This window comes from Anaeromonas gelatinilytica, from assembly GCF_016820635.1.
GTDB lineage: Bacteria > Bacillota > Clostridia > Tissierellales > SIT17 > Anaeromonas > Anaeromonas gelatinilytica.
This window is the reverse complement of record NZ_WSFU01000052.1, coordinates 1-10790: the sequence shown is the minus strand read 5'-3', so window position 1 is coordinate 10790 and position 10790 is coordinate 1. Positions and strand designations below refer to the sequence as shown.

10 protein-coding genes are annotated in these 10790 nt (G+C 32.9%); 1 reads left to right on the top strand and 9 read right to left on the bottom strand.

Translation table 11 applies throughout. The features are described 5' to 3' along the window. Nucleotides 1-190: 190 nt before the first annotated feature. The 6 genes from yyaC to GOQ29_RS04005 all read right to left on the bottom strand — a co-directional run bounded on the left by yyaC (nt 191) and on the right by GOQ29_RS04005 (nt 7490). A complete protein-coding gene (gene yyaC / locus GOQ29_RS04030; protein WP_203371353.1) occupies nt 191-718 on the bottom strand; it encodes a spore protease YyaC in 528 nt (175 codons plus the stop codon). Between the two features lie 169 nt (nt 719-887). Further along, a complete protein-coding gene (locus tag GOQ29_RS04025; RefSeq protein WP_203371352.1) occupies nt 888-2486 on the bottom strand; it encodes an L-lactate permease in 1599 nt (532 codons plus the stop codon). A 152-nt stretch (nt 2487-2638) separates the two neighbouring features. Then, nucleotides 2639-4084 carry an FAD-binding oxidoreductase gene (locus tag GOQ29_RS04020; protein WP_484477059.1) on the bottom strand — a complete coding sequence of 482 codons (1446 nt, stop codon included), beginning with the start codon at nt 4082-4084 and terminating at the stop codon, nt 2639-2641. A 16-nt stretch (nt 4085-4100) separates the two neighbouring features. Beyond that, the gene (locus tag GOQ29_RS04015; RefSeq protein WP_203371351.1) at nt 4101-5324 is read right to left on the bottom strand and encodes an electron transfer flavoprotein subunit alpha/FixB family protein; all 1224 of its coding nucleotides are present in this window, start codon (nt 5322-5324) and stop codon (nt 4101-4103) included. A gap of 10 nt (nt 5325-5334) precedes the next feature. Beyond that, complete coding sequence (locus GOQ29_RS04010) at nt 5335-6123, bottom strand: electron transfer flavoprotein subunit beta/FixA family protein (protein ID WP_203371350.1); 789 nt, start codon at nt 6121-6123, stop codon at nt 5335-5337. Nucleotides 6124-6359: 236 nt separating this feature from the next. Continuing rightward, nucleotides 6360-7490 carry a CdaR family transcriptional regulator gene (locus GOQ29_RS04005; protein ID WP_286672864.1) on the bottom strand — a complete coding sequence of 377 codons (1131 nt, stop codon included), beginning with the start codon at nt 7488-7490 and terminating at the stop codon, nt 6360-6362. A 213-nt stretch (nt 7491-7703) separates the two neighbouring features. Between GOQ29_RS04005 and GOQ29_RS04000 the strand changes: the two genes are divergently transcribed. Beyond that, the gene (locus GOQ29_RS04000; RefSeq protein ID WP_203371348.1) at nt 7704-8462 is read left to right on the top strand and encodes an IclR family transcriptional regulator; all 759 of its coding nucleotides are present in this window, start codon (nt 7704-7706) and stop codon (nt 8460-8462) included. Nucleotides 8463-8477: 15 nt separating this feature from the next. Here the strand turns inward: GOQ29_RS04000 and GOQ29_RS03995 are convergent, their stop codons facing one another. The 3 genes from GOQ29_RS03995 to GOQ29_RS03985 all read right to left on the bottom strand — a co-directional run bounded on the left by GOQ29_RS03995 (nt 8478) and on the right by GOQ29_RS03985 (nt 10615). Next, nucleotides 8478-8765 carry a carbohydrate kinase family protein gene (locus GOQ29_RS03995; protein WP_203371347.1) on the bottom strand — a complete coding sequence of 96 codons (288 nt, stop codon included), beginning with the start codon at nt 8763-8765 and terminating at the stop codon, nt 8478-8480. Between the two features lie 174 nt (nt 8766-8939). Further along, complete coding sequence (locus GOQ29_RS03990; protein ID WP_203371346.1) at nt 8940-9962, bottom strand: sugar kinase; 1023 nt, start codon at nt 9960-9962, stop codon at nt 8940-8942. A gap of 26 nt (nt 9963-9988) precedes the next feature. Then, complete coding sequence (locus GOQ29_RS03985) at nt 9989-10615, bottom strand: bifunctional 2-keto-4-hydroxyglutarate aldolase/2-keto-3-deoxy-6-phosphogluconate aldolase (protein ID WP_203371345.1); 627 nt, start codon at nt 10613-10615, stop codon at nt 9989-9991. Nucleotides 10616-10790: the final 175 nt, after the last annotated feature.

Here is a 10790-nt window from a genome sequence, read left to right as displayed (position 1 = left end):
GAGCATGAAGTTGCACTGGAAGCAAGACGTGCTTCTCATATTGTGGGGGAGCCGTTTTGTTTTTGTTCGCTTTTTCTCTTGCATCTATTTTGTACTAATGATACATATTTAAAGGATAGATTCATTGAATCTATCCTTTTTTGTTGACTCTTGTCGAATAGTGGGACACCAGAACCGTCCCCATGTCCCATTATTTCACATCATATGCTATCTTTATACTTTCAACTATTTTTTCTGCCATCTCCATAATAAATCCTAAACGAATATTGTATAAGCTTGTCTTTAAATCTTTTTCGTCAGAATCTACCATTCCTACTAAAGACACATCCCCTATACTTTTCATTTTCTTTCCTACTCCTTTTCCTGGAGATACTGGACTATTTCTTACATATATTTTACCTACTTCTTTCTTACTCCCTATACATGCATCAATAGCAAGAATAAATGACGATGGATGTCGCATTTTTATATATCTAATTTTTCTATCTATATTAATAGCATGAATTGGGTCAATTAAAGTTCCATATACTTCTATTGGTAAATTATCTCTTTTTAATAAACTTCCAACTAAAGGTCCTAATGAATCTCCGATACATTTATCTGTACCAATACATACAATTATAGGATCTTTCTTAATAACTTTTGTTATTTCTTCTCCAAGTATTAATTCCGAATACTTATCATTGTATCTTACACTAAAATCATCTTTTATCCCCATAAAAATATACCCCCTTTTCTTCAATCATATGAAGAAAGGGGGGTATGTATTACTAATATTTTATAATTGATGACACAAGAAAACTCCATTCCATAAGCCACTACTCCAAAATTTAGATTGTTTTAACTTAGGCAATCCTTTAAATATTTCAATTGTCTTTGAACCACACTTATAATATGATTGCATTTACCAAAAAAATCTCAATTCCTAACAATATTGTATATCCTAAACAATAGGGCACTGTGGAATTTAAAATTTTTCCTTCATCCCCCACCAATCCAGTTGCTGAGGCAGCAATTGCTATACTCTGAGGAGAGATCATTTTTCCTGCTGAAGCTCCAACAGTATTTGCTGCTGCTAACCATGTAGGATTAGCACTTATTTCAATGGCTGTCTGCTTTTGTAATGCTCCAAACAATATGTTAGCTGATGTATCACTACCAGTAACAAAAGTACCAAGAGCACCAATAAGAGGTGATATAAAGGGATATGCCTTACCTGCTATACTAGCCAGTGAAACAGCTATAATAGATGTCATTCCACTATACCCCATGAGCTTAGCCATTGCCACTATACTAGATACCACTACGATTGTCGGAACTAATTGCTTAATGGTGACACCAAAGGTTTCTATAAGATCTCTAACTTTCTTGCCTTTTTTCCCTTGAATTAGACCTCCAATCACAGCAGATAGAAACATTAATGTTCCCGGAGTAGTAATCCATTGGAAACTTACAGAATTTCCATCAGGTCCAAAGTACAACTGAACTTTTGAAGCTATATTATGCAAAGATTTTAATTGAGGAATAAGATTTACCGACATAATGAATACAAATAATACAATATAAGGTGTCCATGCTACTAATTGTTGCTTTGGACTAATAGATACGATACTATCTTTTGAAGTAGCCATCTCACTTTGAGAATCCCTTTCTTCAGAAAATAGCCATACATTTTTTACTGGTCTGATCTTGACATAGGCTATCGTACAAAGCAAAGAACTCAACGAACCTACGATTGCTGACAACTCAGGTCCTAAGAATACAGCTACTAATGTTTGCAAAAGAGCAAAGGAAATCCCACTTACTAAACATACACCAAAAACTTCCTTTAAAGACTTAAAAGATTTTATTAAGACAAGAACAAGTACAAAAGGTAAAGCAACAATGAAAATGATTAATTGACAAGCTACAAAGGCTGATAATTCATTTAATGGTAAGTTGGTTACTTGAGCTAGTGTGATAACAGGAATTCCTATTCCCCCGAATGCTACAGGTACAGTGTTTGCAATAAGACAGATGACAGCTGCAAAGATTGGATTAAATCCAATTCCTGCTAGTAGACTTGCAGGAATTACAACTGCAGTACCAAAACCTGCTGCTGCTTCTAAAAAACCTCCAAAGGAAAAGGCCAATATTAAAACTTGAATTCTTCTATCAGGAGATATGTTAGAAAGGGTTTGATTAATAATATTCATTCCACCTGTTTTTACTGTTATATTGTATGTGAAAATGGATGCAATAATTACCCATATAATAGGCCAAAAGGCCGTTAAAATACCCTCTACTACTGCCTGGCTTGCATAAGTGATAGGCATTTTCCAAACTGTTATGCTCAAAATAAATGACAAAAATAAAGCTAGAAGTGTCGCTCTATAAGCCTTCATCTTTAAAAATCCAAGACAGACTAAGACACATAAAATAGGTACAAGTGCTAAAATTGTAGAAAAAAACATATTAGACAGTGTATCTCCTACAGGTTGCCACATAATAACTCCCCCTTAAAATACAAAAATATTTATCTACACCCTCATTTTCTTAAATAATAATAAGATTAAAATAATTTAATTCAATATTGAATTAAATTATTTATTAAATGGATTTCTACTTTTTAGTAGAAATCCATTTCTGTCTTGATTACTTAACAGGTATATAAATTCACCTTATAATTGGAACCCAGTTTCCCTGGATTCATAATTTCATTTGGATCAAAGGCAAGTTTTATCCTCCTGAAAAGTTCCATGCCTTCTTTTCCAAATTCCTCTTCTAGATATGGTATTTTAGCAAATCCAATACCATGTTCTCCAGAAACTGCTCCCCCTATGAAAAAGGCCTTATTGTACATCTTTTCGAATACTTCTCCCGCTTTTTTATTCCATGTTTTATCGTCCATTTCATCCTTCAAAAGATAAATATGAAGGTTTCCGTCTCCAGCGTGACCAAAGCTGCTAATTCGCATGTCATATTCCTTTTGTAATTCATGGGTAAAGATAATAAACTCTCCTACTTTATTTCTAGGGACCACTACATCACATTCATCCATATGGGTAGTAGATGCCTTAATAGCTTCTAAGAAAGCTCCCCTTGCTGACCAAATAGAATCATGTCTTTCATCAGTATTGGCAATCAATACATCTAGTGCCCCACACGCAAGGCAAATATCTGCAACCTTTTCATAGCCAGTTTCTAACTCTTCCTTTGAATTTCCGTCAAATTGTAATAGCAAATAGGCATCCGAGGAATTATCTGGGAATGTCTTTCCTAGGAATTCTTCTGCTGCAAGGATTACTTCTCCTTGCATAAATTCTATAGCTGTTGGAATATTTTTAGATTTAATAATCTCTGGTACTGTCTGAATAGCAGTTGGAAGATCATTAAATGGAATCAATAAACTTAATTTATTCTTAGGAAGGGGTAATAACTTAAGAACAAGTTTGCTAACTACCCCTAAAGTCCCTTCAGAACCCACTACAATATCCTTTAAGCTATAACCAGAGCTATTTTTTACAATTTTCCCACCAAACTCCATTACTCCTCCATTGGGAAGTACAAACTCCATTCCCCTTACAAAATCCCTTGTTACACCGTATTTTACTGCTCGCATGCCACCAGCATTTGTGGAAACGTTTCCACCAATAGAAGCACTCTTTTCACCTGGATCTGGTGGATAGAAAAGATCATGGGATTCTACAAACTCTGTTAATTCCATTAGTAATACACCAGGTTCAACAGTTACCGTAAGATTTTCTTCGTCTAATTCTAAAATTCGATTCATCTTTTCTGTGCTGAGCATAATACCTCCACAAAGGGCAACTGATCCCCCTACTAGTCCAGTCCCCTGTCCTCTTGTAGTGACAGGTATCTTATTTTCATTAGCATATTTTAATACCTTGGAAATCTCTTGGGTATTCTTTGCATAGATTAATACTTCTGGATATTTTTCCATGCCTGCTAACTCGTCTCCACTATAATCATCATGGATGTTTTCTTCGCCTACAAAAATATTCTCTTCTCCCACTACTGATTTTAGATATTGTACATCCTTATCCTCTATTTTTTTATAATTCATCATAGTTGCTGCAGTCATTTTTTCCCTCCTCATTTTATAAAGCTTGTGTAGCTACAGCTTCATCTATTTGTGCATGGTTTAATTTTTTAATTAGTTTAGGTACAATGTCATAGATATCTCCTATTACTGAATAATTTGCGATATCAAAAATAGGTACCTTAGGATCTGTATTGATGGCTATAATCACATCAGAATTTTGCATTCCTGCTCTAAATTGAACAGAACCGCTGACTCCACAAGTAATAATCAATTTTGGTTTTACCGTTCTACCAGAAAGCCCGATTTGTAGCTTAGGGTCGGTCCATCCTGCTTCTATCAAAGGTCTAGTACTTGCAACCATTCCTCCCAACTTATCCGCTAATTCTTGAATCATTGCTAAATCTTCTTCCTTTTGTACTCCCCTACCAGCTACTACTAATACATCAGCATCTTCAATGTATTTTACCTTTGGTTTTTCTTTGTGGCTAAGAACTGTAATGGACGATTGGAAGGAATCCTTTTCTATATAACATTGAATAATTTCACCCTTTACTTCATCCATTCGATCAAGGGCAGAAAATATCTTATAGCGAACGGTTGCAAATTGAGGTCTTCTATTTGGAGTTTTAATATGAGCCATAATATTTCCTCCAAAGGCAGGTCTAATTTGGGATAAGTCAGTATTTTCACTGATTTCTAAGCTGGTACAATCTGCTGTTAAACCAGTTTTAAATCTAGCAGCCACCCTAGGAGCTAAACTTCTTCCAATGGTAGTACCTCCAACCAGTACTACAGAAGGTTTTTGTTTGCTGATAAAGTCTTCAAAAACTGCTGCATAGGGCTCTATTCTAAAGTCTTCTAGTTCTTTATAATCATATACAAATACCTTATCTGCACCATAATGTAATAACTCATTAGCTGCCTTTGTAATGTTATATCCTGAGAATAGCGCTAGCACTTCATGTCCGATCTTGTCAGCTAATGCTCGTGCTTTCCCTAATAATTCAAAGGTAACAGGATGAATATCTCCATAGGTATGCTCCACATATACTATAACACCATTCCAAAAGGATTTATCGATTTCTTTTTTTACTTCATTCTCAACAAACTTGAAGTATTCTGGTTTTTGTTTTGTACAAATCTTGCACATCTTACATCCAGAATTTATGTTCAATTTTCCGTCTTTAAATTCTATTGCTCCAAAGGGACAAATTTTTGTAATCTCTTGCCCTTGATTGACCTCTATACTCTCTTTTTGTATTACATCTATTCTTGCCATAGTAAACCTCCTATACGATTTTTAGTTCTACAATTTTTTGGGTTATTTTTTCTGACAGTTCTTCAGCATTTCCTTCCCAAGTCTCAGTTTCATCATTGGATTCTGGTGGGAATATTTTAACTACTTGTGTTGCAGAACCATCCATTCCATACTTGGACTCATCTGGATCCTCAAAATCGACTACTCCAAAGGGAGTAATTTTTTTATTTTGGGTTTTCTTCTTTAATATATAGGAAGGAAGTCTAGGTTGGTTAATATCATTGTCCAAAGAAATCAGACAAGGTAATTGTATTTCTACTGTTTGCACCATGGTTGGTAAATCAAGATCTGCTACAATAGAATTTTCTTTTATTTCTTTGATTTCTAATATATTATTCGCATGAGGGATATCAATAAATTCAGCAATTTCAGCTCCTACTTGGCCTGTGTCTCCATCTGTCGTTTGTTTTCCACAGATAATTAAATCAGCATTTCCTATTTTTTTAATACCTTCAGCTAGTGCTTTTGCTGTAGCTAAAACATCAGCTCCAGCACACTTCCTATCGGTAACTAGAAATCCTTCATCTACCCCTAGAGTAAAGGATTCTTGTAAAATCTCTTCTGCTTGAGGTGGTCCCATTGTAAGGGCATTTACATTGACATTGGTTCTTTCCTTTAGTCTAATGGCTTCTTCAATAGCAAATAAATCATAGGGATTGATTTTGGAATCTACTCCATCCCGTTTTAGGTTCCCTGTTTTTTCATCAATTTCAACCTCTGAAGTGCTAGGAACTTGTTTGATACATACTATAATGTTCATAGTTATCCTCCTTATTTATCAATATATGTACATGCTTTGAAAACGTTTGAACAAAAGATATAAATTTTAGCAATTCTTAACCTGTTAATAATTGCTTTTAAGAAATATTTATATAATTTTTCTTTCTACACGTAAAATTATATAGCACAAAAAAATAAAGATAAACGGTCTACATACCATTTATCTTTAACAAACATATTATTTTCTTGTTTTGTGTAACATATAATCGTTGTAAATTAACTGAATTTTCTTAATATAAAGGCCGTTCGCAGAACGGTAAAATCCCGAAGTTTCCTCATATCATATCCAGTCATTTTGTAAAGTTTGTTAATTTTATATTGAAGTGTATTTTTATGGATAAATAACTCTTCTGAAATTCTCTTTATGGATCCATTATGTTTTTCATATAGTTCTAAAATTTTTCCATATTCATTAGACTCTGATTGGGTTAATCCCTTTAGAATTTTATTTGTATATTCATAAATATAATTGGATGGAATATTATTTAAAAGTATCTCAAGGTCCATTTCATCATAATATGCAACTTCTTTCTTCGTCACTAAAAAAGACCATTTTAGTGCATCGCTGGCTTTGATATAGGACTCTCTCAAATTGGATAACTCTTTTTGCAGATTGCCTATTCCAAATTTTAAATGGAGATTTGTTTTTTGCTTTACGACACTTCTTATATGATCAATCATATATTTTATTTGGTCTTTTTTTGCCCTTTCCACTATCATAATGATATTATTTCCTGATAAAGATATGATTGTCTTTTCAGTTTTCAATAGAGAACGAAATAATCGAAATACTTTCTCTTTATTTAAAAGTCTTTTATTCTCATGACCTGCAATGGTTGCCACAATCACTATACGTGGAATGTGGTTTTTAATACTAAATAAATTTTCATATTTGATAATATGATTTTCTTCTAACTTGCTTTCATTAAATATTAATGTGTCCATAATCATTCGATCTTTTTCAATTTCATTATTTTCTAAGTCTTTGGTATAGCCTTCTTTTACTAAGATTTCAGTTAATCTCCTAATGATTTTTACATATTTCTTGACTTCTTCACTATCCCCTGTAATTCCAATAACCCCGATAATAGTATCGTTTAATCGTACTGGCATATTAATTCCTTTCTTTGCCCCCTTGTATTCTGTGTCACTATGGATAATGAGATCCTTCTCAGTTTTGGCTACTTTTTTACCTCCATAATGAAAGCTTCCTAGGCGACTGGGATCAGTAGAAGCAATGATTTCTCCCTTAGGATTCATAAAAATCAAATCCTGTTCCACAAATTCTTTCATTTCATATAAAATACTTTGTAAATAATTTTTTGATATATAGATATTATTCTGCATAAAACTTCTCCCTTCCTATACACAACAATCATCCTTATTTTAACATAAAAAACACTTATGAATTTTATGATTTTCTTATGGTAGAACTACTCCTTTCTTACAGTAGTGTACTCTTTCTATTTTTCCTTGAGTTTTTATATTTTCTTTCGTATACTATTTATAGAAATAAAAATATCATATTATAAAATTTATTTTCAAAAAGGAGAAAACTATATGAGCACAAATTCAAAAACAAGAGTTCAATCCATAGATCGAGCTCTTTGTATACTTGAAACACTTTCTAATTATGAATCCTTGAGTTTAGTAGAAATTAGCGAAAAAGTAAACTTGCATAAAGCAACAACCCATCGTTTGGTAAATTCTTTACTAGATAATGGATATATTGAAAAAGATCTCTCAACAAAACACTATCGTATCTCATTAAAATTGTTTGCATTGGGAAACCGACGTGTGCAAAATATTGACTTTTTAAATGTAGCCAAAAGTATGATTCGTCAGTTAGCTATTGAAATCAATCAAACCGTTCATTTAGTGATTGAAGATAATCAAGAAGTATTATATATTGACAAATATGATCCTAATGAAAATCGTATGCAATCAAAAATCGGAATGAAGGTTCCTATGTATTGTACTGCTGTTGGAAAGGCTATTTTAGCTACCAAAACCAATACTGAGATTGCTGAATATTGGGAAAAATCAAGTATTCGAAAGCTAACCAACAATACAATCGTAAACTTAGAAGACTTTCTGGAGGAGATAGAAAATATCCGAAAAAAAAGCTATGCTATAGACAATGAAGAAAATGAACATGGTGTTATATGTATAGGAGCTACCTTTTCTAGCTTTAAAAATATTGCTGCAGGTGCCATTAGTGTCTCTATGCCTGTTTCAGGTATTGAAAAGAAACCTTTGTTTATTGAAAAGATTTTAGAAGCTACAGGAAAAACATCTAAAATATTAGGATACTTTTAAGCTAATCTAGAAGTTTCAAAACCTCTTTAGGATATTCTTAGAGAGATTTTTGGAACTTTTATACTTTTTAACTGTATCTACCACTTCATTCACTTTAAAACCCTTTACATATCCATTATTTTCTTTCGTTTTATAATATGCACCAGATGCTCCAAGTTTAATAATTATTGTCTTTGAACTATGTTCTAAATAATAATCTGCTATTTCTTCGGGAGTTTCTTTTCCAATAAGCTGTCGACCTTCGCCTATACTTGGAAGTACAATATCTCTTTGAAAAGCTATTTTATTTAAGGTTTCTTTCATTATTATGCTCAAGATGATACTCTAATTAAATAGTACAAAAAATTAAAAAAGAAAATTACATGATAGATTTCTCAAACACATAACCAAATCTCTCATGTATTCTATAGAAAATCCTATGCATGTAATTTCCTCAAATATATTATCCTTTTTATTTATACTATTATTTTATAAAATCTATCTTTGTACTCTACCAGATCCATCCCCACCTAATAAATTTTCTACTTCATCGACACTGACCATATTAAAATCACCAGGAATGGTATGCTTCAGAGCAGAAGCTGCTACACCAAATTCTAAAGCATCTTTATAGTTTTTATCAGTCAATAGTCCATAAATTAAGCCTGAAGCGAAAGAATCTCCGCCACCAACTCTATCAACTATTTTAATATTATATTTTCTAGAATGATAAAATTCCTTTCCATCGTAGATACAAGCAGACCAACCATTATCAGAAGCTGAATAGGATTCTCTTAAGCTACTAGCAACATATTTAAAATTAAATTTATCTATCATTTGTTTAAAGATACTCTTATAACCTTCTAACTCTAATTCTCCTGAAGTTACATCAGTTTTTCCTGGCTTAAAGCCTAATGTTAATTCAGCATCTTCTTCATTTCCAATGCAAACATCAACATATTCCATTAAGCGTGTCATAACTTCTTGAGCTCTCTCAGGAGTCCACAATTTTTTTCTATAGTTTAGATCAACAGATACAGTAACATTATGCTTTTTAGCTGCTTTCAATGCTTCTTCAGTAAGTATAGCTGCTTTTTCACTTAGTGCAGGAGTAATCCCTGAAAAATGAAACCAATCTGCGTCTTTAAAGATTTCATCAAAATCAAAATCAGATACATCTGCTTCTGCAATTGCTGAATGCGCTCTATCATAAAGAACTTTTGAAGGTCTCATAGAAGCACCAGTTTCTAAATAGTAGATACCTACCCTTTCTCCGCCTCTTACTATATAATCTGTATTCACACCAAATCTTCTTAAATGATTAATTGCTGCCTGACCAATCTCATTTTCAGGTAATTTTGAAACAAAGTATGCATCCAAACCATAATTTGCAAGGGATACAGCAACATTTGATTCTCCACCGCCATATACAACATCAAAGGAATCAGCTTGCACGAATCGTTCATATCCTGGAGTAGAAAGTCTTAACATTATTTCACCAAGAGTAATAATTTTTTTCATTTTTTTACCTCCTATTTATGTAAAATTTATTTTCTTGCTTCTTTCACTTTTCCAACAAATTGTTTTGCAGTTTCTGTAATTTCTTCTTTAGAACCTTTTGTAAGAGCACCACCAACTCCAACTGCTATACATCCATTTTTAATCCATTGATCTACATTTTCCAAACTTACTCCACCCGTAGGCATTAAATTTGCTTGTGGTAAAGGTCCTTTAATAGCTTTTATAAAAGATGGACCAAATGCGCTACCAGGGAATACTTTTATAATATCCACTCCTACTTCCATAGCTTGAATCATTTCTGTAATAGTCATGCACCCAGACATATAAGGGATTTGATACCGATTGCATAATTTAGCAGTATCTAAATCAAAGGCTGGACTAACAATATATTTAGCTCCAGATAAAATAGCTATTCTTGCCGTTTCACTGTCAAGAACAGTTCCTGCCCCAACCAATAAACGCTCTCCAAATTCTTCCACTAGAGCTTCAATTACCTTATGGGCCCCTGGTACTGTGAAAGCGATTTCTATAGAATCAATGCCACCATTCATACATGCATATGCAATATTTTTTGCCTTTTCTTCGTTTTCTGCTCTAACTACAGCGACGACACCAACATCCTGAATTCTTTTTAGTGTTTCAAATTTCTTCACAAAATACTCCTCCTTTACTTATCGGTTTCATAATAAGAAATTTACAACCGAATAATAAAACTTTTACTTATATTATAATAGAATAATCCTACAATTGCAATGTTTATTCTCCTTTATCAGAGATTTCGCATCAAATTTCCAGTAAAAAATTTAATTTTACTTAAATTGTACTTGA